This is a genomic window from Emticicia sp. C21, from assembly GCF_003418935.1.
Lineage (GTDB): Bacteria > Bacteroidota > Bacteroidia > Cytophagales > Spirosomataceae > Emticicia.
Genome location: NZ_QVMT01000006.1, coordinates 121,824 through 144,616, shown reverse-complemented (window position 1 = coordinate 144,616; position 22,793 = coordinate 121,824). Strand labels below are relative to the sequence as shown.

24 protein-coding genes and 1 tRNA gene are annotated in these 22,793 nt (G+C 37.5%); 12 read left to right on the top strand and 13 right to left on the bottom strand.

From position 1 onward, the window contains the following. Positions 1-99: 99 nt before the first annotated feature. Complete coding sequence (locus D0T08_RS15255; protein WP_116983530.1) at positions 100-957, top strand: radical SAM protein; 858 nt, start codon at positions 100-102, stop codon at positions 955-957. Between the two features lie 140 nt (positions 958-1,097). Here the strand turns inward: D0T08_RS15255 and D0T08_RS15250 are convergent, their stop codons facing one another. From D0T08_RS15250 to D0T08_RS15230, 6 genes are all read right to left on the bottom strand, one after another. Then, positions 1,098-1,592: a hypothetical protein gene (locus tag D0T08_RS15250; protein WP_147322784.1), complete on the bottom strand. Its 495-nt coding sequence runs from the start codon at positions 1,590-1,592 to the stop codon at positions 1,098-1,100. A gap of 57 nt (positions 1,593-1,649) precedes the next feature. Continuing rightward, a complete protein-coding gene (locus D0T08_RS15245; RefSeq protein WP_116983780.1) occupies positions 1,650-2,495 on the bottom strand; it encodes a glucose 1-dehydrogenase in 846 nt (281 codons plus the stop codon). 32 nt (positions 2,496-2,527) lie between these two features. Further along, positions 2,528-3,448: an alpha-amylase gene (locus D0T08_RS27795; protein ID WP_255413523.1), complete on the bottom strand. Its 921-nt coding sequence runs from the start codon at positions 3,446-3,448 to the stop codon at positions 2,528-2,530. 99 nt (positions 3,449-3,547) lie between these two features. After that, complete coding sequence (locus D0T08_RS27790) at positions 3,548-4,009, bottom strand: alpha-amylase family glycosyl hydrolase (protein WP_199538167.1); 462 nt, start codon at positions 4,007-4,009, stop codon at positions 3,548-3,550. Between the two features lie 161 nt (positions 4,010-4,170). After that, entirely contained in the window at positions 4,171-4,710 is a 540-nt protein-coding gene (locus D0T08_RS15235) for a ferritin-like domain-containing protein (RefSeq protein ID WP_116983528.1), read from the bottom strand. Between the two features lie 292 nt (positions 4,711-5,002). Beyond that, positions 5,003-5,875, bottom strand: a complete 873-nt coding sequence (locus D0T08_RS15230; protein WP_116983527.1) for a diacylglycerol kinase family protein — start codon at positions 5,873-5,875, stop codon at positions 5,003-5,005. A gap of 1 nt (position 5,876) precedes the next feature. Between D0T08_RS15230 and D0T08_RS15225 the strand changes: the two genes are divergently transcribed. Continuing rightward, entirely contained in the window at positions 5,877-6,854 is a 978-nt protein-coding gene (locus tag D0T08_RS15225) for an App1 family protein (protein WP_116983526.1), read from the top strand. A gap of 99 nt (positions 6,855-6,953) precedes the next feature. Here D0T08_RS15225 and D0T08_RS15220 read toward each other — a convergent pair whose 3' ends face one another. Next, positions 6,954-8,129 carry an epoxide hydrolase family protein gene (locus D0T08_RS15220; RefSeq protein WP_158561277.1) on the bottom strand — a complete coding sequence of 392 codons (1,176 nt, stop codon included), beginning with the start codon at positions 8,127-8,129 and terminating at the stop codon, positions 6,954-6,956. 85 nt (positions 8,130-8,214) lie between these two features. Continuing rightward, positions 8,215-8,757: a Crp/Fnr family transcriptional regulator gene (locus D0T08_RS15215; protein WP_116983524.1), complete on the bottom strand. Its 543-nt coding sequence runs from the start codon at positions 8,755-8,757 to the stop codon at positions 8,215-8,217. A 597-nt stretch (positions 8,758-9,354) separates the two neighbouring features. On the opposite strand from D0T08_RS15215, the gene D0T08_RS15210 reads away from it, so the two are divergent. The 9 genes from D0T08_RS15210 to D0T08_RS15175 all read left to right on the top strand — a co-directional run bounded on the left by D0T08_RS15210 (position 9,355) and on the right by D0T08_RS15175 (position 15,255). Next, entirely contained in the window at positions 9,355-9,714 is a 360-nt protein-coding gene (locus tag D0T08_RS15210) for a hypothetical protein (protein WP_147322783.1), read from the top strand. A 186-nt stretch (positions 9,715-9,900) separates the two neighbouring features. Next, on the top strand, positions 9,901-10,230 hold the full coding sequence (locus D0T08_RS15205) for a YegP family protein (protein WP_116983522.1): 330 nt from the start codon (positions 9,901-9,903) through the stop codon (positions 10,228-10,230). Between the two features lie 3 nt (positions 10,231-10,233). Next, the gene (locus D0T08_RS27600; RefSeq protein WP_158561276.1) at positions 10,234-10,410 is read left to right on the top strand and encodes a hypothetical protein; all 177 of its coding nucleotides are present in this window, start codon (positions 10,234-10,236) and stop codon (positions 10,408-10,410) included. Between the two features lie 80 nt (positions 10,411-10,490). Continuing rightward, on the top strand, positions 10,491-10,736 hold the full coding sequence (locus D0T08_RS15200; protein ID WP_116983521.1) for a hypothetical protein: 246 nt from the start codon (positions 10,491-10,493) through the stop codon (positions 10,734-10,736). Positions 10,737-11,528: 792 nt separating this feature from the next. Beyond that, on the top strand, positions 11,529-12,038 hold the full coding sequence (locus D0T08_RS15195) for a BspA family leucine-rich repeat surface protein (protein ID WP_116983520.1): 510 nt from the start codon (positions 11,529-11,531) through the stop codon (positions 12,036-12,038). Between the two features lie 39 nt (positions 12,039-12,077). After that, the gene (locus tag D0T08_RS15190; protein WP_116983519.1) at positions 12,078-13,730 is read left to right on the top strand and encodes a M20/M25/M40 family metallo-hydrolase; all 1,653 of its coding nucleotides are present in this window, start codon (positions 12,078-12,080) and stop codon (positions 13,728-13,730) included. 35 nt (positions 13,731-13,765) lie between these two features. Further along, positions 13,766-14,590 (top strand): aminotransferase class IV, encoded by an 825-nt coding sequence (locus D0T08_RS15185; protein ID WP_116983518.1) that lies wholly within the window; start codon positions 13,766-13,768, stop codon positions 14,588-14,590. 74 nt (positions 14,591-14,664) lie between these two features. Beyond that, a tRNA-Gln gene (locus D0T08_RS15180) sits at positions 14,665-14,735 on the top strand. A gap of 151 nt (positions 14,736-14,886) precedes the next feature. Next, a complete protein-coding gene (locus D0T08_RS15175; protein WP_116983517.1) occupies positions 14,887-15,255 on the top strand; it encodes a hypothetical protein in 369 nt (122 codons plus the stop codon). Between the two features lie 124 nt (positions 15,256-15,379). Here D0T08_RS15175 and D0T08_RS15170 read toward each other — a convergent pair whose 3' ends face one another. The 5 genes from D0T08_RS15170 to D0T08_RS15150 form a co-directional block, all read right to left on the bottom strand. Further along, entirely contained in the window at positions 15,380-16,303 is a 924-nt protein-coding gene (locus D0T08_RS15170) for an AraC family transcriptional regulator (RefSeq protein ID WP_116983516.1), read from the bottom strand. Between the two features lie 312 nt (positions 16,304-16,615). Then, positions 16,616-17,779, bottom strand: a complete 1,164-nt coding sequence (locus D0T08_RS15165) for an acyl-CoA dehydrogenase (RefSeq protein WP_116983515.1) — start codon at positions 17,777-17,779, stop codon at positions 16,616-16,618. A gap of 148 nt (positions 17,780-17,927) precedes the next feature. Further along, positions 17,928-18,872 carry an N-acetylornithine carbamoyltransferase gene (locus D0T08_RS15160; RefSeq protein ID WP_116983514.1) on the bottom strand — a complete coding sequence of 315 codons (945 nt, stop codon included), beginning with the start codon at positions 18,870-18,872 and terminating at the stop codon, positions 17,928-17,930. 28 nt (positions 18,873-18,900) lie between these two features. After that, positions 18,901-19,833 (bottom strand): carbohydrate kinase family protein, encoded by a 933-nt coding sequence (locus D0T08_RS15155; RefSeq protein WP_116983513.1) that lies wholly within the window; start codon positions 19,831-19,833, stop codon positions 18,901-18,903. Between the two features lie 52 nt (positions 19,834-19,885). Beyond that, on the bottom strand, positions 19,886-21,217 hold the full coding sequence (locus D0T08_RS15150; RefSeq protein WP_116983512.1) for an APC family permease: 1,332 nt from the start codon (positions 21,215-21,217) through the stop codon (positions 19,886-19,888). A 782-nt stretch (positions 21,218-21,999) separates the two neighbouring features. Between D0T08_RS15150 and D0T08_RS15145 the strand changes: the two genes are divergently transcribed. After that, the gene (locus D0T08_RS15145; RefSeq protein WP_116983779.1) at positions 22,000-22,752 is read left to right on the top strand and encodes a DeoR/GlpR family DNA-binding transcription regulator; all 753 of its coding nucleotides are present in this window, start codon (positions 22,000-22,002) and stop codon (positions 22,750-22,752) included. Positions 22,753-22,793 lie beyond the last annotated feature (41 nt).

Genomic DNA, 22,793 nt, shown 5'->3' with positions numbered 1-22,793 from the left:
GATATACTATTACACAAATTGACTATAACTTTGTTGCAGAATCCCAGAGATGCTGTAAATAGCAGCTATTAAATCCACAATCTATTTTCACACACTTTTATGAAATCCACTCAACTCGAATTATTCGAGTTATTCGTGAACAGGGAAGACAGAGAACGACGAGAGAAATTCGGCCAGGCCAGCGTATCTTATCATCAGGCTTCTTCCATTTTAACTGCCAGCAAGGGTGCTATGGCGGATTTTGATTTTACGCTTAATCCTTACTCCGGATGCACCTTTGCTTGTAGTTATTGTTACGCTGCTTTTTTTACCAGAACCGATGAAGAGCAAAATAACTGGGGGCGTTGGGTAAGGGTAAAAGAGAATGCGCTGCAATTGCTGATGAAATTCAGAAAAAGGCCGCTATATAATAAGTCGATTTATATGAGTAGTGCAACAGACCCTTATCAGCCTATTGAGCGAGAGTTGGAGCTTACCAGAAGTCTTTTACAGGAATTTATCAAGTATCATCATATCAGGCTGGTTGTACAGACCCGAAGTCCATTAGTGGTGAGGGATATCGAATTATTCAAACAATTTCCTTCGATTCAGGTGAATATGTCGGTTACTACAGATACTGAAGAGGTCAGGAAAGTTTTTGAGCCCGTTTGTTCGTCCATTGAGATGCGTTTAAAGGCTATTAAACAAGTGCGTGAGGCGGGTATCAATGCCTGTATATCTTTGTCTCCTCTCTTACCGATTCGTAATGCCGAGCAATTCGCCCATAAATTATTAGATACTGGCGTTTCGAAATATTATCTTAATAGCTTTCACATGAACAATAGCAAGTTTGTATCCGGCACACGCGAGGGAGCCATCAAACTGGTGAATGATTTAGGGTGGGATGATTATAAACTGAACAAAACAGTAGTTACATTAAAAAATCATTTGCCTGAGCTTAGAGTTGGCGGATGTTAGTTAATGTTCGAATCATTTCAATTCAAACTTATTTATAAAGTCAAATGCCCCTTGAGAAGGGGCATTCGCTAGAAATTTATCTCTTAAATAAATACTATTCATATACTCGTCAGAGCATTCAAACAAACAAGCTACTTTACTTAAGCGTGTATGAATTGTCTGATGAGAATCACAAGCCAGGTTACCATGAAAATGATTGGTAGTACCCATATGGAAAATATTTCCATTCTTTTAACCCTAGTAGTACCATCTATTAAAGGATAATTTTCGTCTTCCTCAGAGCATAATTCAAATTTTCTTTTTGTTGATTCAAGATTCATACTTCTGGCAATGATGCCCAGAAAAACACAAAAACAGGCGATTAAAGCAGCTGATGGCAATAGCCATAAAAGTAATTCCTGCTGAGCCGCAAAAATGGGACTTTTGGCTTCTTTAGGCGCATTGGCTACACTAGCATAGCCTCCAAAGAAAAACGATTGTGAAATAGCCAGCCAAATAGTACGCTGATTCAGAATATTGTGCTCATCTACAATGTATTTTCTATATAACTCATAAAACTCTTCCCAGGGCATCGGTTTTTTTGCCGGGGGTTGAACACGTTTTTTATCTAATTGAATAACTTCGTCGGTCATCATAGTTCTTGTATTTATCTCATTAAAAAATTATTGATTGAATAGTAGGAATTATCTACACTACCCATTAACTATCGTTCCTCCATTCACATGTATTACCTGCCCTGTAACATAACTGGCATCATCAGAGGCCAGAAAAACATAAGCAGGGGCTACTTCAGCCGGTTGGCCTGCCCGTTGCATAGGCGTATCTTTACCAAAGGTATCTAATGATTCATCCGGGAAAGTAGAGACAATCAGTGGTGTCCAGATAGGACCTGGAGCAACTGCATTTACTCTTATTTTCTTTCCGGTTAATATGCCAGATAGAGACCGGGTGAAAGATACAATAGCTCCTTTGGTGGCAGAATAATCCAGAAGAAAAGGATTACCATGATAGGCCGTTACTGAAGTTGTGTTGATAATTGAACTGCCTTCTTTTAAATGAGGCAGAGCTGCCTGTACCAAAAAGAGTTGTGAGAAAATATTTGTCCTGAAAGTTTTGACAATATGTTCTTCTTCAATTTCCAGAATATCAGTTTCAGGGAATTGAACCGCTGCATTATTGACCAGAATATCGAGCCTACCCCATTTATTTATTACTTTCTGAACAATCTTTTCTGCATTCTTTTTAAGACCAATGTCTGCATTAATCAAAATGGCCTCACTTCCTTTCTCTTCTACCAGTTTTTGGGTTTCTTTGGCATCGTCATCATCATCTATAAAGACAATGGCTACTTTTGCCCCTTCACGGGCAAATGCTACACAGATAGCCCGACCAATACCACTATCACCTCCGGTGATAATAGCCACTTTGTCCTGTAGTTTTTTGTCTGTTGTATCATATTCTCTTTCAAAAACAGGTCTCACTTTCATATTTGCTTCGCCTGAAGCTGCATGGTCTACTTTTTCTTTTTCTGATTTCATTGTGCAGTTATTTATTCTATTAATCGGATTAATTATTCTTCTTTTAAAACCCATACTGAAACGGATTTGGCTTCTACCTGAAACACTCCTGTCCCGTCTTCATCAATGATAACTTCTTCACTATTTGGATGAAGAAAATCTACAAAGCTTTTGCCTGCATATCGGGCGCCCACTTCCATTCGCTTTTCACTTTTTTCACAGTTAGTGAGTAGTACTATACAACCGGGACCTTCTTCACTACCACTTCTTACCCAACCGATGCAGTTTTCATGGTCGAAATAATCTGTTTGTTCGCCATAGGCATATTTCTTACGAAGTACCAATAGTTTTTTTATTTCTTTCAATTGCGGGAGAACGACCTTACATTGGGTACCATCTTTGCCTTTGTCCTGATATTTAACACCATAGAAATCGGCATAGAAAATACAAGGATATCCATCCTGTCTTAGGAGGATGAGCGCATAAGCTATTGTTTTGAACCAGGATTCAACGCAAGATTCTAAAGCCTGCATAGGCTGTGTATCGTGGTTATCTACGAATGTTACGGCTAACGTAGGATGTGTACGTACAAGGGTATTATCGAAGATTGTTCTCAGATCGAAGTCTTTGTCACAATTAGAAGCACGACAGAAATTGTAGTGAAGCGGGGCATCAAATAATTTGATTCTACCTTCAGTAGCTTCAATATATTTCTCCATCATATCCACTTTTTCAGCCGTCCAGTACTCACCTATTGCTACTAAATCTGGATTCACCTGTTGCCGCATATAATCCAGCCATTCAACAGGCCAGCCGGGTGTAATATGTTTGAGGGCATCTAATCGTATCCCATCAAAATGAGTAGTTTCATAATACCACTTACCCCATTTTTTTAATTCTTCGCGTACCTCCCGATTTCTGTATTCGATGTCTGATAACATCAGAAAATCATAATTGTCTTTGTCGTTTCCTATTACTTCTTCCTAGGTATAACCATACTCATTCAAAATATTAAATACTCCTTCCTCTTTTAAATCTTCTGCATAACCTACCCCGCTGAAACAGTTATAATCCTAGATGAAGTCTGAATATTTCTTGTTTCTGCCCGGATAAGTAAAACGCGTAGCTGCTTCTATCTCAAAAGGCTCGCTAATGAATTCTGTATTACTCTCCGGATTCATTTTCCTGACCCATATTCTCTCTGTTTCATCTGCACCTGCTAAATGATTGAAGACCACATCTGCATATACCTGTATATGATATTGGTGTAAAGCTTCTATCATCCGGATATATTCTTCTTTGGTTCCATATTTAGTTCTTATTGTACCTTTCTGGTCGAACTCTCCTAAATCATAAAAATCGTAGATATCATATCCTCTTGATTCCTTGCCTTGTTCTCCTTTACAGGCAGGAGGTACCCAAACTGCTGTAATCCCTAAATTAGAGATGTTTTCTGCCTCTTCTGTTAATTTCCCCCGCAGGGTACCATCGGCAGGATAATACCACTCAAAATATTGCATGAGCACTCCATTCATAGTCAAAGCATTAGTATTGTTTTAATAAACCATGTATTTTAAATCACAGCCTTTCACTGACGACAATCGAAAGTCAGATTAAATTATAGGCAATAAAGAGTTATAAGCCTTATAAAATTTTACAAGGCTTATTCATAACCAGAATTTTAAATCTTATCTTGTTATTCCTGAAGAGCCTCCTCGTTAATCTGAGATTCGGCTAAATTTGTTAATTTTTCATCTGCAGCAGTTTCTTCCTCTAGGATAGATTGAAGTAATTTAGCCGCATTTTTGTAGCCTAAAAGACCTGCCAGGTTTCTCAGAGAGCCATAAGAAGCTATTTCATAATGCTCTACTTTTTGTGCGGCCATAATCAGCCCGCAGTCTCTTACAGATGTACCTTTATCGGTAGATTCAATTACTTCTTGCCCTTCTTCGATTAAACCTTCCATAGCCGGGCAATGCTTGGCTTTGGCTTTTTCGCCAATCTCTTCAAAAACCTGTTCTACTTTAGTTACATGGCCTTCTGTTTCTGTGAGATGTGATTCAAAGGCCGCTTTCAGTTCTTCCGAAGTAGCGGCCTTAGCCAATTTTGGAAGTGCTTTCATGAGATGTTTTTCGGCCCAATAAATGTCTTTCAGGGCATCAACAAACAGTTCTTTTAATTTTTCGCCATTTTTTTCTGACGTTGCAGTTGCGGAATTTGATTTTGTGGTTTTCATATTTAAAAAATAGTTTAAAGTATCTTATTTGTTAAACATAAAAATGTACCAACATCTATTAATAACCGCTTGGGGTTTCTATGGGATGTTAAATTAGAATACTTCTGAAGTCTCTAATTTAATGAGCAAGTAATTCTACAATATTTAATAGATTAAGACATATATAGTGCCAAAGGGATACTATGCAGGAAGCTCTCAAGCGAAAGAAACGGGTAAGTTATAATTGCTTAGGGAGCAGTTAGGGAAGTTTTTAAGCCGAGTGGTCACATAGTTGTTAAAAAAATAGCAACAATTATTCTTCAGGCACTACCAATTCGATAGCATCGGGAATGAGTTCTACTTTCAGGCTTTGTATTTTCCCGAGATATTCGCCGTCAATCTGAAAATGTGCTTTTTTTCTTGAATGCATAGATAGTGAACTAGCCTGAAAAACTTCGGTTTTATCTAAATCATACTCTTTGTGCGTGAAGACCATTTTGAAAACCTCCTTAGCAGATATTTTTTTAACCACTACTACTTCAAATAAATCATCATCCAATCGCCCGATTGGATTAATAACTGCCCCTGTTCCATATGTTGTGGCATTGGCAATGACAATCATTTCGGCCTCTATTTTAACTACTTTCTTGTCAATACGCATGCTTATCTCCATTTTTGGATTCTGAGTAAGCACTTTCAGAGAAGCGATAAAATAGCCCCACATACCACGCACTTTCTGGTTTTTAAACCTTTTCATAGCATAGGCATTCAGCCCGATATCGCTTAAGTGAATACATAGTTCACCATTAATATTGGTTAAGTGAATCTTTTTTGAAAAGCCTTTGGCAATAATGTCCAGCGCATTGTTTGCATATATTTTAAGCTCATTGGCTAGCCCGTTTGCTGAACCTGCAGGAAAAATGCCGACTTTTATATTCGTATTTATCACACATTCGGTTACTAATTTGATAGTACCGTCTCCTCCAACGGCAACCACCTGCTCAGGCCGAAATAACTTAATCTGCTCTTTTATTGTTTCTATATTACAGTTTTTTGTCAGCTCATAAATTTTAATGTGATGCTGCGTTGATTTAAAATAATCGGCTATTAAAGAAGCCCAGTCAGTGTTATTTCTTCCTGAAACAGGATTGACTATAAATAGAATCTTAGAATTAGTTTGTGTCATAATGGAAAATTCAGAGGCTTTCGTAAAAGTATATCATGGCTACGGCCATACGCATAATCTGGTTGTATATGGTCATGTTCTGGCCGGGAAACCCGCCAAACCGGATAAATTCAGTAATAATATTCTCATAAATGTGGTACAGTTAGTCAGACTGTTTTTCGTAAAACCATTAGCCAATGTCCGCGTAAGTCTGCAATGGGGGAATCAACAGCTGTATAGTACGACCGAATCTGACGGTTTCTTTAAATTTGAATGGGAATCTGCTACCGAAGTGACTGCCGGATGGCATGAAATAACCATTTGTCTAGTAAATACACAAAACCAGCCAATTGTTTCGGGACAGGGTAAAATTTTTATCCCACACTCTACCCAGTATGGTTTTATCTCTGATATTGACGATACTGTCCTCATTTCCCATTCTGTCAGGCCAGGCAAAAAACTACGTGTGATGTTTACCAAAAACCCACGTAGCCGAAAAACTTTTGATGATGTAGTCAAGTTTTACCAGTTGCTTTCATTGAGCCACACAACTCCCGATTTACTCAATCCGTTTTTCTATGTTTCGAGCAGTGAGTGGAATCTGTATGATTACCTGAATGAGTTTTTTAAGCATAACGACTTACCTAAAGGTGCTTTTTTACTGAATCAGATAAAAGAATGGTATCAATTATTGAAAACCGGTAGAACCAAACACCAGGGAAAACTAGCGCGGGTCATAAGAATTCTGCACGCATTTCCGAAGCAAAAATTTGTTTTGCTGGGAGATAACTCACAAAAAGATCCGGAAATTTATATGGCTATTGCCAATAAATATCCCGGGCAAGTTGCAGCTATATATATCAGAAATGTAAGTGCAGAAAAAGAAAGCATTACTCTAGAAATGATGAATGCTATCACAAACAAAAATATTTACACCTTTCAGTTTAAGCATACAGATGATGCCATTGCACATGCTAAGCAAATTGGATTGATAATGTAGAAGAGTATCAGGTATAACTAGAAAGACTATAGAGCTTTATTTAGACTGGTAAGTGCATAAAATTAATGGATTTTATGCACTTACCAGTCTCCCAAAAATCTATTTAATTATGCCTGCATAAAATGCTCTGATATCATTTACCAGCGCATCCGGTACTTCCATTGCTGGGAAATGGCAGCCTTTCTCATAAAAAGTAAATCTATCCGGTTCGCCCATCAATGAAGTCAGTTTTTTCAATAAAGATTCGTCTGCTGCTTTTCCGAAACAAGCCATTGCTGATGGGACTTTTGGAGGTGTCCATTGGTTGGCTTCTTGTGAATTATCGCCACCCCAATCGAAAGCCATACTCATATTCTCAGCAAGAATCTGTGCGCTTGATGCCCCCAATTGATTGAACCAGTATAAGGATACGTTCGTGAGAATCTGGTCAATATCAATGGCATCTTCGGGTAGATTCTTATCTTCGTCTGACCATTCTTTGTATTTTTCAAGTATCCAGCCTAATTGTCCGATTGGGCTATCTGATAGCGCAATGCCAATGGTATTTGGTCTTGTCGACTGGATTTCTAAATAGGCTGTTCCGTCTTTTTTGTATTGTTTCATTCGTTCTAAACGTACGTTTTCTTCATTGGTAAAAAAGGAATTATCAGAAGGAAACATGCCGAGCCCTGCCACTGCAAAAAAATCTGAATTGATATGTGTGCCAATCAAATTATATGCTGCCACACCCGACACAATACCCACAATGCCTGCTCCCATATCGCCCCCATGAACGGCAAATTGCTCATAACCCAGATTCTTCATTAAGGTGGTGAACGCCGTGGCAATTCTAATCATATTCCAGCCTTTCTCTTTTACGGGTATTGAAAAACCAAAGCCGGGGATAGACGGAATAACCAAATCAAAAGCTATCTGGTCTTCAGTTTGTGGGTTAGTAAGCGGTTCAATAACCCTGATAAAATCAGCAAATGAACCCGGCCAGCCATGAACAAGCATCAAAGGCGTGGCATTAGGTCTGGTTGATTTAATATGTAAATAATGGATAGTCTGCCCATCGATTTCGGTGATAAACTGCGGAAATTGATTGAGGATAGCCTCTTGTTTTTTCCAGTCAAATTTGTTTAGCCAATAGTCTGCTACTTTTTTTAAATAGGCTGTCGGTACGCCTTTTTCCCAGTTGTTGTCGGTAGTTGAATCAGCCCAACGGGCATTGGCCAATCTTTGATTGAGGTAGTTAATTTCGCTGTCAGGGATTTGAATTGTGAAGTTTTGCATGATTTTCGAATTTTGATTGTTAAACTTTGTTGATACAAAATTCGTCATCATACAGTTTTTCGACGATAACAATTGTTAATAAACGCTATCGCCTGTTTCGGATTCTGCTTAAAGAAACTGAGGTAATACCCAGAAAAGAAGCGATATAATGTTGAGGCACTCTTTGAAGAATTTTCGGGTATTGTTCCAGTAATTCTTTGTATCGTTTTTCAGGACTGTTTTTTATTCTGGACAGAAAAAGTTTTTCGATGTAGAGAAGCCGTTGAACGGTTTGTTCTTCGATGTTTTGCTTAATTAATGGCGAATTTTCAATGATTGTCAGATAATCTGCTTTGGTCAATGAATGTACGATAGATGGTTCGAGGCTTTCAATGGAATAAAGGCTTGGTTGGTTGTACCGGAAACTTTCGGCAGAGGATATACCCTCACCCTCAAAGAAAAACTGAAAGGTAATATCTGTACCATCATTGTTGAGCGAAAGCCTGAAACAACCTTTTTCAATGAAGTAAATTTTTTTGGCGATTTCTCCTTCCTTTAGTAAAATTGTTTTTGCCGGAACCTCTTCTCGTTTGAATAAATGGCTGAATTTCTGCCATTCTGATTGGATGTGGGTTTCCTGGCTATCCATGAGTTTGTAAGTTTGTTTTACTTAGTAGGCAAAGTTATTTATTCTTTAGTACAAACGAAACAAAGTTGTTTATGGGCACTAAAAGGATCTAACTGGAATGAAACTCAAATTCATTATGAATATACGAATTCGTATCATCTCCTACGTAATTTTTTATTATACATAAAATTATCATATATGTATTTTCGATTTTCTGCATGACTCAATCCATAATTCGTTACTTCTAAAGATTTTCCATATTTTTCTAAATCTACATTATATAAATTAAAAATAATTGGTGAAAATATAAATCATACACTTTATCCAGAAAATATTTTTTCTCTAAATTTGTATCCGTTAGATAATTATAAAAGATAAATTATCTATTTACATAAGCATTTATTAGTATATTATCTATTGCAATAAAATAATATAGAAAAATGATGTATTGAGATCATTTTTTAAGGCAAGGTAATATTGTAAGGGATGATACAAGGAAATTGAAAGGAATAAATTATTTATCAAGTTTTGTTTTTCATACAATTAAATTATTATATTTGTGATACATTTCTAATAAATTATTGAATTATGAAGATACGGTTTTTCAAATCCGTTGACATGGATTCCAATGTTAAGGCAACAATTCACATATCTGGAAGATTGGGCTTTAATTCTAATGCGCAAAAAAAATTAAATATTGATAATTCAAAATTTATAAAGATAGGATTCGGAGAAGATTTTGAAAAGGACAAAATTCTATACTTCGTTATTACTAATGAAGAAGACGAAGAAACTTTTTCAATTGCAAAAGCAGGTGAATATTTTTATGCAAACACCAAAGGACTTTTCGATTCGATAGGAATAGATTATGAACATCAAAAAGTTATCTACGATATTACCGAGGTAATTTTTGATGAAGAAAAATATTATAAACTTAAACCACGTATTAGAGAGCGGAAGAAAGATGACCTAGAATAAAAAAAGAACAATGCAGGTTTCCAGTCCATGAGCATTGTTCTTATATAAATTGTATGTTCCACCAGACAATTTACAAGGGGGCGGAGGTTCGCTCACCTTACCACCCTTTTGTTGTACAAATTTAATGCCTTTTGGTCAAAAACCAAAGATTGGACTGTTATTTTTTAAACAATAATAACAATTACCATGTCAAGTTTTCAAATTTTCAGAGGCACCAATTTTCAATATTATTTCCGTTTTAAGGCCTCGAACGGAGAACAAATTTTATCAAGCGAAAGCTATATTACAAAACAAAGTTGTCAAGATGGAATAGCCTCTGTTAAGGCTCACGCTCCTTATGATAACAATTATCGAAGAATTGATAAGCCAAGTGACTATCGTTTCAATTTAGTTGCTAAAAATAATGAAATAATCGCTCGGAGTTCAGAGGGTTATACAACCTCTTATAATAGAGACAAAGCTATTGAGGTTGTAAAAAAGGAAGCACCTACGGCACCAGTTTATGATTTAACTTAATTTATGGTATATAATCAAATCAACGTTGGGGCACAAGGTGTTTCAATTAGCACAAAAGCAGACGCAGAAGAAGGGAAAATAATTGCTTTTCTAATAGGTTTAGGAATATTTATATTAACTATTGCTATTTCAAAATCAATATCCAGCAGTAAAGCTAAAGCTAAGTTATTAAGTTCCTAATTGTCTGATAATATTAGTTTGTTCACGGGAGGGTAGGAATTTACCCTCCTTTTTTTTAATATTGGCTAAAAATAATTTTTATGATTAAAACAGCGATTATTCTTAGCTTAGATGGAAATTTCCCTATATGGCATAAAAATGATGGATTTGCGAAATCAGAAAAAGATGCAAAATGGATTTTTGAATTTTGTGGATGGAAAACTGCTCAATCTTATCCAGAACTCGCTATTTGTATTGAAGAAATTGAGGCAAATGAGTTGGACGAAATATTACTCTGTAGAACAAATCAAATTTGGGTTTTGGGTGGCGCATTGATGATGAATTAGTCAAAGAGAAGCTTAGCTTCTTGATTCGATTCCAGACCAACTTAATGTTTTTATTTGTATGAATAAAGCTTCATTTAATTAGGCTAAACACGCCTCAAATATATTTCGACAATATTATTTACTTTCTATATTAAGCTCGCCCATTCATTTTTCTCTTCACCAACCTATACCAATCATTCAATAAAGCATTGGCAAAGTATAAGTTAAAGCAATGCAAAGCATTTATACTATAGATATATAAGGAAATAAAGAATAAACTATTAAATTAAAAACAAGTTTAATCTTTCGAAATTAGTAGGATTTATCATAGTATCTGCACAAAAATGGCTATCGCACGGCCTTCGACTCGCTCAGGCGCCGGGCTAGGCGCTGAAATAAAGGGTTCTCTAATCAGTAACTTAGTAGATGAAGCGCAGGGAATAACACAATAGTCTGATTATGATGTTTCGGCAGAGTCTCCCGTGTGTGTAAGCCTAAACCAAGCAAGGGGACTCTGCCGCAAAGGTCTTATCACTAAAAGATAGCTGCCTCTTGGTTAAAAATTGATAAAAGTATCGCACAGACTAAGGCATGTCAGAGTCCTCTTGCTTGGCTTTTTGCATGCGCGCACGAGAGACTCTGCCGGACAGAATATTATTTACCTGAAAAACTTTTGAGCCGGCTTTGTAACAGTCTGATTAAACCAAAAACCTTCCCAAACACTTTGAAAACACAATCCAAAGCCGGAAATTTAGCATATGTCAAGTCTTAAATTTCAATTCGCAACTAGTCGTCTGCATAACAACTACTGCAATGGAAGAAGAAAATAAAGTTAACACAGGTAGAAGATATATAACTTACGCTACCAAAGTTCCAGCATCCAAAATGGAATCGAAAAAGGTTACCAATATGGTGGGCACCTTTTTAAAAGAAGGGCCTATGAGAGTAAAAGTCACCAAAACTGACCCAAAAAAGGTTACTAATATGGTGGGCACCTTTTTAAAACAAGAGGCTGCGATAGCAAAAGTCAGTAAAATTGAACCCAAAAAGGTTACCAATACGGTGGGAACCTTTTTAAAAGAAATGCCTGTGAAAGTAAAAATCCGTAAAACCGAACCGAAAAAGGTTTCCTATACGGGGGGAACCTTTTTGAAAAAAGAGCCTTTGAAAGTAAAAGTCAGTAAAAATCAACCTGAAAAGGTTACCAATATGGTAGGAACCTTTTTGAAAGAGGACAGAGATGGTTCCAGGATTATTAAAGTAACCACTAAAATGGATTATATAAGTTCGAACCTAACGCTAAGTATTTTTTCCTTAACTTAGCGGAAAAGTTTTTCAACAAACCATACCTGACTGATTTCTATGAAACGCGCGTTTTGTCTTTTGCTTTCCTTAATGCCTTTACTGGCTTGTGCCCAAAAATCGTTAAATGCTGATGTTCAGTCGGCCATTAATCAGATTGATACGAACCGTATTAAAGCCCATGTGGTATATCTGGCAGACGACAAACTGAAAGGCAGACAGCCCGGAAAAGAAGGCTATATGATGGCTGTAGAGTATATAGAAAAACAATATAAAGAAATAGGGCTGCAACCAGCCGGAGAAAATGGATCTTATCGCCAAAAAGTAACGCTGAGAAAAAGCAAACTGAATAAAGATAAAACGGCATTAGTATTGACCCTACCCAATGGCGATAAAAAGCCTTTGGCATTGGGCACTGATTTCTATGTGTACCCGCACCCGGAAAAAAAATCTATTGATTTAGATGCACCGCTGGCCTTTGTAGGTACCGGTTTTGACGCACCGAAAATCAAGATTGAGGATTATAAAGGTCTGGATGTAAAAGGCAAAATCGTGGTTATCCTGCGCAAAGTACCTGATAATTTATCGGCTAACGTGAAGTTGCATTTGCAGTATCCGGCCACTTTGCAGGAATATGCGGCTAAAAACGGAGCTATTGGCGTATTGGTTTGTAACTATACCACCAATACCGTTCAGTTTAAAGCCATTAGTAACAATATGTCGGTCAATGGTATTGGGGCGGCTATTCTGCCAGATGGCACGAGAGCCAGCTCAGCCTCTGCTTTTGGTGGTAAGATTCAGGCTGCCGGTGGCATTTCGGTAGCTTTATTGAAAGAATTGATGCAGGCTGAGGGTGAAGATCTGGAAAGCATCTGGAAAGCAGTAGAAACAGGTAAATACGTAAGTAAAACTCTGAAAAGTGGTATCAGCGGACATTATGAATCTACTTTTGATGATATTGAAAGCTATAATGTGATAGGTAAATTTGAAGGCTCTGACCCTAAACTGAAAAACGAGTTTGTGATTCACTCAGGGCACCTCGACCATGTAGGTGTCGGCAAGCCTGTGAATGGTGATTCTATTTATAATGGAGCACATGATAATGCTTCAGGTGTAGCTTGTGCTTTAGAGATTGCCCGTGCTTACTCAAAGCTTGCGACTAAACCCAAACGGTCGATTGTATTTGCCCTGATGACAGCCGAGGAATTAGGCTTATTAGGCTCGGGCTATTTTACGGCTTTACCAACCTTGCCAAAAGACAAAATTGTAGCAGATATTAATACTGATATGCCTACGCTTTTAGCTCCTCTGGAGTCAGTAGCACCACTGGGCGCCGAACATAGCAGTTTATGGAAAGTAGTGGAAGAGGCCGCCGGCTATGTAGGCTTAAATGTAGAACCTGACCCTGACCCAACAGAGGGACGTTTTGTGAGAAGTGACCAGTATAATTTTGTAAAAGCAGGTATTCCTGCTATACATATTAAATACGGTTATAAGAAAACCACTATCGAGAAAGACCTGGCAGCCAAAGTGAAAGTGTGGAGAGACGCCAATTATCATAAACCGTCTGACGAGGTAAATGATACGTTTATATGGTCGGCCGGAAAGAAATATGCACAGGTAAACTTTCTGGTAAGTTACCTGGTAGCGCAGAATCCTGAAAGACCTACGTGGAATAAAGGAGATTTTTTTGAGACAAATGTTGGAAAATGATACCTTTGTGAGGTTGAACAAATTAAACAATTCTAATGGCTCATCACTGCTACTTTAATGGCAAAATTGGCTCGGTAGAGCAAACCAGTGTGCATATTACTGACCTTGGACTACTGCGTGGCTACGGTCTTTTCGATTATTTCCGTACTTACAATGGCCGTCCGTTTCAATGGGATTGGTATTGGGAAAGATACGAGCGCTCGGCAAGGCTTTTAAGATTACCGAATCCGATTCAGAAAGAGGAAGCCTACAAAGTAGTGATGCAGCTGATTGAAAAGTCGGACCTGGGTGATTGTGCCATTCGTTTTATATTGACTGGTGGTTATTCGGAAGATAGTGTTTCTAGTAGTAGTCCTAATTTGTTAATCATCAGTGAAGATATACATCCGGTAAAACCAGAGGAGTATATCAATGGGATAAAGGTAATTGCTTATAATTTTGTAAGAGATTTGCCGGAAGTAAAAAGCACCGATTATAAGCATTTTATGATATTGCAACAAGATATTAAAGCGGCAAAGGCATCAGATGTGCTATTCCACAAAAACGGGTATATCAGTGAATTGAGCCGTAGCAATGTATTTATATTTAAAGGTGATACATTAATAACCCCTGATACTGATATTCTGAAAGGCATTACCCGACGCACGACTTTAGCGCTGGCACAAGGGCATTTCAAAATTGAGGAAAGAGGGGTGACATTCACCGAATTATTAGAAGCGGATGAGGTATTTACTACCAGTACTACCAAAAGAGTACTGCCTATTACCCGAGTGGATGACCATGTTTTAGGTTCTGGCAAAATAGGGCAGAAAACCCAGTTTTTATTGGACTTAATTAATGAAAAAGTAAAAAATTGGTAAAATTTTACTTTTTTTCTTTGGCATACTTGCTTCATTAGAGAGAAAATATTAATTTTGCACTCACATTTCAGGATTGACCCATAGTATAAGGGTAGTACAACAGATTTTGGTTCTGTATGTCTAGGTTCGAATCCTAGTGGGTCAACAACAAAAAGAGGTAGTTATTTGATAATCAAGTAATTACCTCTTTTGCTTTTAAGCCTGGCAGAATATTTAAAACAAACGCACTAAGGGAAAGTCCGGTAACGTTTAAAATTCATAATCATTTAGCAATTCTTCATCTTAAAACATTCCCAATGAAAAAATTACTTTTAGTAGCATTGCTTAGTTGTGCCCTAAGTGCTGCTTATTCACAGACAGATACCTTAACTACAGATAAAGTAACCGCTTATGTTGACAAACAAGTAGTAGTAAAAGGCGTAGTAGCAGGTGCCAGACGTTTTGAGACAGGCGAGCGAGCACCTTTTTTGCTGATAAATTTAGATGAAGCCTATCCGAATACTCCATTGACCGTAGTATTATTTAAAGAGGTATTGGAGAAAACAACTATTGACGAAAAAACACTAACAGGAAAGAAAGTGGTAGCCAGCGGAAAAATAAGTGTTCACAAAGGCCGCAATCAGATAGTAATAGAAAAACTGGAGGATTTGAAGATTAGTAACTAAGGAGTGTATCACGATTTTTCAAATCGTGTTGGTTACTAAAAGACGATTTGAAAAATTGTGATACATAGAAACAACAAAGCCACTGCTATTTCTAGCAGTGGCTTTTTATATAAACAAATCGGTTTTAACCAATCATTAAAGACTCTCTGCGTCTCATTTTACCTGCCGGAATACCAAACATCATTTTGAAACGACGACAGAAATATGCTGTATCTTTATAACCTACTTCATGACCAATGGCACGGATACTTTTCTTCGAAGTGCGAAGTAAAGTTACCGCAGCCTCCATACGTTGGTACTCGATATAATCCTGTGGATTGATACCTGTCAGCATTTTGAAGTATTGACCTACGTAATCTTCTGATACGTTAGCTACGTTTGCCAATTGTTTGTTCGACAAATCGCCAGCCAGACTATTTTTGATATAAGTAAAGATGTCAATCAAACGAGGGTCTTTGAAATAAGTACTATTAGTTGCCAATTGCTCTACAAACATTCTATGTTTTAAGATATGGCGTACAATCTCAATAACTATTTCTTCTGTTTTATTTCTGATTACCCGGCCACGACCTACTTCATCTGAAAAATCTTCTTTCAGAATGTCATGAATCAATGAACCCAGTTTTGAATGTTGTTTGATAAAAAATGGCGGAATATCTAATGAAGTAAAGAAGTTTACAGAATCGAAAACTTTTGCCTCAAAAGCTATTAAACCGAATGAATTAGGAACTCTGCCGACATTTGATGAATCAGACAAGGTTTCCCAATAACTTTCGCGACGAGTCATGAACTCTTCAAACGAGATATTTTTTGGCTCTCCTGCTCCATACGTAATGGTTGCGGCTTTTCCTCCTGGTATAAAAAGCAAATCACCCGGCTGCACACGTTCGTCGTTACCTGCTAATTTTACATCTCCATCATATAGTACCAAAATAGTGTTTTCAACGTCATAAACGTTTTTAATTCTAACTGTTTGCAAAATTCTTATGTGGCGTGCTTTAGCGAATTTCACACCAAGAGATTCAATAATCTTATTATAATCTTCCATTTTGTTGGAGCATTTTCGTGATAGCTTAGAATACTAAACGCAATGTATTAACTAATATTGGACAAAACTAATATTTTCTCATTTTTTTTCTAACAAACAAAAGATAAAAGATGTTCCTTTAATTATATTTTTTTACAAAAATCAGTCCATTTTTCTCGAAATAGTCTAATTTAATTTATATGTATATACATCAGTAATATTGTATTATTAGGTAAAATTCCAATAACCCACCCCTGTTTTGCACAAAAAAAGGCCCAAAATGAGCCTTTTTTAATACAATGAATTATATGTTTTGTGCTACTGATTAACAAACTATTTCAGAATCTCACGTGCAATTACCAGTTTTTGGATTTCAGAAGTACCTTCATAAATCTGTGTAATCTTGGCGTCACGCATTAAACGCTCCACATGATACTCCTTCACATAGCCATATCCGCCATGAATTTGTACGGCTTCTGTGGTTGCCCACATGGCTACTTCTGAGGCAAATAGCTTAGCCATAGCAGCCGCTTCGATATAATCCTTGTGTTCGTCTTTTAAACGAGCTGCCTTATATACCAATAAGCGGGCTGCTTCAATTTTAGTAGCCATTTCAGCCAGCTTAAACTGGATTGCCTGATGTTCGCTGATAGTTTTACCAAATGCTTTGCGCTCTTTTGAATATTTTAAGGCCAATTCATAAGCACCTGCAGCAATACCTAATGCCTGAGCAGCAATACCGATTCTACCACCATTAAGTGTATTCATGGCAAATTTGAATCCGAAGCCATCTTCTCCTATTCTATTTTCTTTAGGCACTTTTACATCAGTAAACATCAGAGAGTGTGTATCTGATGAACGAATACCCATTTTATCTTCTTTCTTACCAATCACAAATCCATCCCAGCCTTTTTCTATGATTAATGCATTGATACCTTTATGTTTCAATTCAACATTAGTTTGAGCTATTACTAAAGAAACCGATGAAGTGCCGCCGTTCGTAATCCAGTTTTTTGTTCCATTTACCAGATAATGGTCTCCTTTATCTATTGCTGTAGTACTTTGTGAAGTGGCATCAGACCCTGCTTCCGGTTCTGATAAGCAAAACGAACCTATTATTTGCCCACTTGCCAAACGAGTCAGATATTTCTGTTTTTGTTCCTCTGTTCCAAAGGTTTCTAATCCCCAGCACACTAAAGAGTTATTTACCGACATCACTACTGAAGCTGAAGCATCTACTTTCGATATTTCTTCCATAGCTAACACATATGAAACAGTATCCATGCCGCCACCACCATATTCAGGTGATACCATCATGCCTAAAAAGCCTAACTCTCCCATTTTTTTTACTTGCTCTGTCGGGAATTTTGAGTGTGTATCGCGCTCTATTGCAGTAGGTAGTAGTTCTGTCTGGGCAAATTCACGAGCGGCTGCCTTTACAGCTAAATGCTCCTCTGTTAAATTAAAATTAAGACCTTCTAATGTTGCGACTGCCATTGATTTATAGTATTTGATTGATGATTTGTGATAGATTTAACAAAAATAAATAACAGAGGTATAGTATGCAAGCATACTATACTAGAGATAATGAAGAAATAATATCAGTTGATGAATTTTTTTTGTGCTAATTTCTAACTCTACGAGCTTATAAATCTATTAGAATATTCTTTAAAACAGCCTGTGCCGACCACTCTCTGTTTGCTGCCTGCTGGATAACTACTGATTGGTTATCCAATACCCAATCACTAACTTTCAGGTTGCGGCGCACAGGTAAACAGTGCATAAACAAACCATTATTGGTCAATTCCATTTTCTCCCGGGTAATCATCCATGATGAGTCTTGTGTAAGCACCTGCCCATATTTAGTATATGACGACCAGTTTTTACCATAGACAAAATCAGCATCTTTCAGCGCTTCATTCTGGTCATAAATTACTTTGGCATTGCCAGCAAATTCAGGAGCTAATTCATATCCTTCCGGATGTGTAATGATAAACTCATAATCAGTCTGATTTACCCATTCGCAGAAGGAATTTGCCACGGCTTGTGGTAAAGGTTTAAAGTGTGGCAACCAGGTTAATACTACCTTTGGGCGCTCTACTTTTTTACACTCCTGAATAGTAATCAAATCTGCCAGAGACTGGCATGGGTGACGTGTAGCTGATTCAAGGTTTACGATAGGCACTCCTGCGTATTGCTTGAATTTTTCCATCACAATCTCCCGATAATCTGCTGCACGGTCTTGCAGACCCGCAAAGGCCCTTACAGCTATTATATTACAATAGCTACCTATTACGGCAGCCGCTTCCTTTACGTGTTCGGCTTTGTCACCATTCATTATTACGCCATCCTCCATTTCCAATTGCCAGCTATCCTGCCCCACATTCATTATCATCACATTCATACCCAGATTTTCGGCCGCTTTTTGTGTACTCAAACGGGTTCTTAAACTCTGGTTAAAGAAGATTAAACCGATGGTTTTATTTTTTCCTAAAGCCTGATCGGCGAAAGGTGATTTTTTCTGACGAATTCCTTCATTTACTAATTCCTGAACATTTTCAACATCTTTCAGCGAAATAAAATTTCTCATTTTTCTTTGGTAAATAATCGGATACTATTTAATGATATAACAATGCTTTGTCTACTTTGGCGGGCAATGGTCCCAGGGTGCTTAACTTCAATGCGGCTATATTTGCTCCGGCTTTGGCACATATTTCAGGCGTAAAACCATCTAAATAAGCCGTCAGAAAACCTGCCCAATACGAGTCTCCTGCACCTGTGGTATCTTTCACGTCTATTTTCTTTCCCTCTACCAAGACTCTTGAACGCCCCTGATTACCCGAAACAATACTTCCTTTACTTCCTAACGTAAAACATATCAGTTTTGCTCCCCAGGTGTGAAAATCTGCGATTGCCTCATCAGGCTCAACTGATTTGCCATAAAAACGCACGGCATCATCCTCACTCATTTTCACAAACGCCCCATTGGCTACATAGGCTTTCACAACTTCATGCGCATTAATTCTATCTGGCCATATCTGTGGTGCATAGTTTAAGTCAATACTCAACTGGCACTTTAATTTAGCTGCTCTTCCAGCTGCTTCCACGATGCTCTCCTGTGCAGGATTTCTGCTTAAAGCAAAACAGGTTGTATGAAAAACTGATACATCTTTTAATAAATCATCTGATATATGAGCTGATTGAATCATCCGGTCAGCTTCCCGATAGGCAATGAAATCAGGTGTTCCTTTCGACCTCGAAACTACTACTATCGTAGTAGGTGTCAATTCATCAATTACTATATATTTTGTATCAACTCCTGTTTCTTTTACTTTATCTATGAGATAAGTCCCCAAATTATCATTACCCACACAAGAAACAATAGCTGTATTGTTCCCTAATCGAGCCATATTAGCCGCCAGATTCGATGGACTACCACCCTGAAAACGCTGGAATCTCTCTGTAGTTAATAGATTATCTGCCAACTCAGTGCCAATAAAATCAGCTAACAATTCTCCAACAGCCAAAAGGGCGTATTTTCTCTTGGTCATAGGGCATGAAATTTGCCACAAATATGGCTATTTGAAAAATAATAACAAGCCGCTATTGATTTAATTTTTTAGTCAATAAGTACAGAGGATAACTAATAATCAGGAAGATTAATGCATAACCACTGCTTTTGATGTCCTGATAAACGGCACCTATCAAAAACAAGAGAGAAATAACAATTAATAACCAGGGGATAAACGGATAGCCAAACACTTTATATGGTCTTGGTAATTCGGGTTCTTTTCTGCGCAACATAATCAAACTGGCAAATCCTGCAATGTAGCATAATACAAAAAAGAAAACTGCTATATCTGAGAGTTTTTCGCAAGTATCTTTCCCACTAAGAATCAAGAGGATTGAACAAATACCCGTCAGAGGCATAGCAATAGCAGGTGTACCACCACTATTGACTTTTTGTGCGGCTTTAAAGAATAGACCATCGCGACTCATGGAATAAATCACTCTTGGCGAGAACATAATCTGGGCATTCAAAATCCCAAAAATGGAAAGCGTCAGGAAAAAGGTTACCACCATAGCTGATTTTTCCCCGAATATTAATTTAATAGCATCAGAAGCCGCCAATTTAGAAGTAGCCAGCATATCCATGGGCATAATATATAAGATAGCCAGATTGACAAGCAAATAGATAGCAATGATTACTAGTACACCGCTTATCATAGATTTTGGTAAATTTTTAGCAGGATCGGTGCTTTCTTCCGAAAAATAGGCGGCTGTATGCCAGCCATCAAAGGTATAGAACACTGATTGTAAAGACACAATTAATCCTGTCAATAAAGCGGGTTTGCTTACTCTTTCGGTGGTGGCCACTAATTCAGCGGTTTTTACTTCACCACCATAGACAAAACAGATAATTACAAAAGCGAATAGACCGATAGCTTTTAAAAACGAAAGAATCTCCTGCGAACGGCCTGCTGATTTAGTACCTAACCAGTGAAAGGACATCAATAAAATCAGAATTCCTATGGCCATGTATCTTACTACAGATTCGGTATCAGGCAGCATCAATGCTATAAATTCGCTCATGGTATAGGCCCCGAAGCCAAGGGCAGCTACTGTTCCCATCCAGCTTGTGATACCTGTTATGAAACCTACATAATTACCAAAGGCTCTGCGGGCGTATACATACCAGGCACCGGCTTTAGGTATAGACACACCTAATTCAATGGCACACAAAACTCCCAAAAAAGCATAGATGGCTACTAATATCCAAACCAACATAATAAGTGTCGGGTCACCAAGGTTGGCAGCAATAGGGCCGGGCTTCCGCAAAATACCTGTACCGATTGTTCCGCCAATTGTCACTGCAATACCAAAACCAACACCAAGAAGTTTGAGAAGTTCACCTTTGTTTTTTTCAGAAGCCATGCTTTCGTTTTATTAATTTTAACGAATATAGCAATTAAACAGACAAATGAAATAAATAGAAGAAAAACAAGAATCAGCTTTTCTGAAATAGCGGGCAGAAACAATAATAGGATAGCACGTAAATCAGTAAAAGTCAATTCATTATGCAAGGAAGGTTTTAATTATAAAACGTAGAAAAAAATTTGTTTATTTTAAGAGCCTATTTAAATATTATATTTCGACCTTCAAAGGTATCTTTTTCAGTTATACTGTGTTGTATTTTTTCGTCCGCTCGGCGTACCGGTAGCTGCTGGCTACGCCTGCAAAATACGCCCGCGCGGCGGCGGACCGCCCTTTTCGGTCAGAAAGACAATATTTAAACAGGCTCTAATAAGACGGAAAAAATTAAAGCATGCTTAAATTTTGCTATTCTTCCTCCACAGATCGAACCCCAATTTAAAAACATGCTCTTATAAACTGATTACAGCGAAAATTATTCTAGTAAAAAACAAAAAGATCGAACCAAGCGTTTCGACCTTTCCCATAAACCATCTATTTAACTAAGGTAAAAAAGTGTATTAACATCAAAAATTATATCAAACGCAAAAAATCTTTTTATCTACTCATAAATATTTCCTTTGATGAAGGCCTTTGGAATCGCCACAAGAGCGATTTCCAAAGGTAATTTCTTACATCATAAGTTACAGTATAGGTTAATTGATGCAAAGATATGCAAAATAAAATATACAATGCAAGAAAATATTGCAAAATTTTGCAATATTTGTGAAACAGTTTGCAAAACTATGCTAAAAGAAGAAAGACAAACCCTAATTTTGGAAAAACTCGCCACCGACAAAAAGATTAATTTCACGGATTTGAGCAAGTTTTTGAATGTTTCATACGATAGTATCCGTCGTGATATTATTGAATTAGAAGATAAAGGACTGCTGAAAAAAGTACACGGCGGTGCTGTTATCAACTCTTACCTGCCTTATGTGAGCGATGCGAAGAAAGGATTGACAAGCAGCGATGAAATAAATATCTTATTCAAAAAAGCGCTGACCTTATTCGAAAATCATCAGACTATTATCATGGACGGTGGCACAACCAACTTTTTTATGGCGCAGCAATTGCCTAAAATGTTAGAAGCTACTATTGTAACTAATAGTCCGGCGTTGGCGATGGTGCTCAATGACCATCCTAGTCTTGAGGTAATCTTATTAGGTGGAAGTTATTTTAAACGCTATCAGATTACTTTAGGAAGTGAAGTCTATCACCAGCTCGACCATATTAATGCCGATTATTATTTTATTGGTATCAATGGAATTGACCCGAATGAAGGTCTGAGCATCAGGAATTACGAAGAATCGCTGATTAAGCAGAAAATGATGCGCTCGGCTAAGAAAACAGTCTGTTGCGTGATTGAAGAAAAACTACATTTGCAGGAAGCCTACAAAATATGTGATTTTTCAGCGGTTGATTATTTGATAACTAATCTAAGCCCAATGGATGAAGCACTGAATGGCTTTCAGGGGAAGGGAGTGGAGATAATTTAAAAAAACAATACTATTATTTTTAAAATTTCTCCTCCTTTCCA

What these genes read in the sequence shown, in the direction of transcription:
- D0T08_RS15255 (WP_116983530.1), top strand. Translation starts at nt 100, where the DNA reads ATGAAATCCACTCAACTCGAATTATTCGAGTTATTCGTGAACAGGGAA.
- D0T08_RS15250 (WP_147322784.1), bottom strand. Translation starts at nt 1,592, where the DNA reads ATGATGACCGACGAAGTTATTCAATTAGATAAAAAACGTGTTCAACCC.
- D0T08_RS15245 (WP_116983780.1), bottom strand. Translation starts at nt 2,495, where the DNA reads ATGAAATCAGAAAAAGAAAAAGTAGACCATGCAGCTTCAGGCGAAGCA.
- D0T08_RS27790 (WP_199538167.1), bottom strand. Translation starts at nt 4,009, where the DNA reads ATGAATGGAGTGCTCATGCAATATTTTGAGTGGTATTATCCTGCCGAT.
- D0T08_RS15235 (WP_116983528.1), bottom strand. Translation starts at nt 4,710, where the DNA reads ATGAAAACCACAAAATCAAATTCCGCAACTGCAACGTCAGAAAAAAAT.
- D0T08_RS15230 (WP_116983527.1), bottom strand. Translation starts at nt 5,875, where the DNA reads ATGACACAAACTAATTCTAAGATTCTATTTATAGTCAATCCTGTTTCA.
- D0T08_RS15225 (WP_116983526.1), top strand. Translation starts at nt 5,877, where the DNA reads ATGGAAAATTCAGAGGCTTTCGTAAAAGTATATCATGGCTACGGCCAT.
- D0T08_RS15220 (WP_158561277.1), bottom strand. Translation starts at nt 8,129, where the DNA reads ATGCAAAACTTCACAATTCAAATCCCTGACAGCGAAATTAACTACCTC.
- D0T08_RS15215 (WP_116983524.1), bottom strand. Translation starts at nt 8,757, where the DNA reads ATGGATAGCCAGGAAACCCACATCCAATCAGAATGGCAGAAATTCAGC.
- D0T08_RS15210 (WP_147322783.1), top strand. Translation starts at nt 9,355, where the DNA reads ATGGATTCCAATGTTAAGGCAACAATTCACATATCTGGAAGATTGGGC.
- D0T08_RS15205 (WP_116983522.1), top strand. Translation starts at nt 9,901, where the DNA reads ATGTCAAGTTTTCAAATTTTCAGAGGCACCAATTTTCAATATTATTTC.
- D0T08_RS27600 (WP_158561276.1), top strand. Translation starts at nt 10,234, where the DNA reads ATGGTATATAATCAAATCAACGTTGGGGCACAAGGTGTTTCAATTAGC.
- D0T08_RS15200 (WP_116983521.1), top strand. Translation starts at nt 10,491, where the DNA reads ATGATTAAAACAGCGATTATTCTTAGCTTAGATGGAAATTTCCCTATA.
- D0T08_RS15195 (WP_116983520.1), top strand. Translation starts at nt 11,529, where the DNA reads ATGGAAGAAGAAAATAAAGTTAACACAGGTAGAAGATATATAACTTAC.
- D0T08_RS15190 (WP_116983519.1), top strand. Translation starts at nt 12,078, where the DNA reads ATGAAACGCGCGTTTTGTCTTTTGCTTTCCTTAATGCCTTTACTGGCT.
- D0T08_RS15185 (WP_116983518.1), top strand. Translation starts at nt 13,766, where the DNA reads ATGGCTCATCACTGCTACTTTAATGGCAAAATTGGCTCGGTAGAGCAA.
- D0T08_RS15175 (WP_116983517.1), top strand. Translation starts at nt 14,887, where the DNA reads ATGAAAAAATTACTTTTAGTAGCATTGCTTAGTTGTGCCCTAAGTGCT.
- D0T08_RS15170 (WP_116983516.1), bottom strand. Translation starts at nt 16,303, where the DNA reads ATGGAAGATTATAATAAGATTATTGAATCTCTTGGTGTGAAATTCGCT.
- D0T08_RS15165 (WP_116983515.1), bottom strand. Translation starts at nt 17,779, where the DNA reads ATGGCAGTCGCAACATTAGAAGGTCTTAATTTTAATTTAACAGAGGAG.
- D0T08_RS15160 (WP_116983514.1), bottom strand. Translation starts at nt 18,872, where the DNA reads ATGAGAAATTTTATTTCGCTGAAAGATGTTGAAAATGTTCAGGAATTA.
- D0T08_RS15155 (WP_116983513.1), bottom strand. Translation starts at nt 19,833, where the DNA reads ATGACCAAGAGAAAATACGCCCTTTTGGCTGTTGGAGAATTGTTAGCT.
- D0T08_RS15150 (WP_116983512.1), bottom strand. Translation starts at nt 21,217, where the DNA reads ATGGCTTCTGAAAAAAACAAAGGTGAACTTCTCAAACTTCTTGGTGTT.
- D0T08_RS15145 (WP_116983779.1), top strand. Translation starts at nt 22,000, where the DNA reads ATGCTAAAAGAAGAAAGACAAACCCTAATTTTGGAAAAACTCGCCACC.